Origin of the sequence: Exiguobacterium sp. SH4S7, assembly GCF_004336795.1 — a bacterium.
GTDB lineage: Bacteria > Bacillota > Bacilli > Exiguobacteriales > Exiguobacteriaceae > Exiguobacterium > Exiguobacterium aurantiacum_A.
This window is the reverse complement of record NZ_SJUT01000028.1, coordinates 1-385: the sequence shown is the minus strand read 5'-3', so window position 1 is coordinate 385 and position 385 is coordinate 1. Positions and strand designations below refer to the sequence as shown.

The window sequence follows — 385 nt, the reverse complement described above, 5'->3', positions numbered from 1 at the left end:
GTATTGCTTTTTTCTAAATAATGAAACGCCCAGATTGTGCCAGGCAGCCCAGGAGTAGGGGTGCTCATCCAGAAAATTCTGATAAAACTGAATTAATTCGTCTCCTTTATCCAACTGGTGGTAGCAATATTCGAGTTCGTGAATTGCAGTTTCGTTTTCGGGGTTGGCGCGCAAAGCGGCTTTGAGCGCGTTTATGGCTTTATTAAATTTGCGCAGGTTGATATACTGAAAGGCAAGATCAACATGAATCTCATCAATTCGGTATGTACTGAGTTTTAATGCTTTTTCGAAACTCTCAGCCGCCGGTTTAAACTCTTTAAGTTCAGAAAGCAAACTGCCTTTGAGTAAATAAATATCTTCATTGAGATACTCTACAGATTCGAGC

At 40.5% G+C, this 385-nt stretch carries 1 protein-coding gene; it reads right to left on the bottom strand.

What is annotated here, in order from left to right; all coding sequences use genetic code 11:
- Nucleotides 1-385: hypothetical protein (locus tag EVJ29_RS15330; protein ID WP_201739030.1), on the bottom strand; the 385-nt coding region annotated here is incomplete at both ends.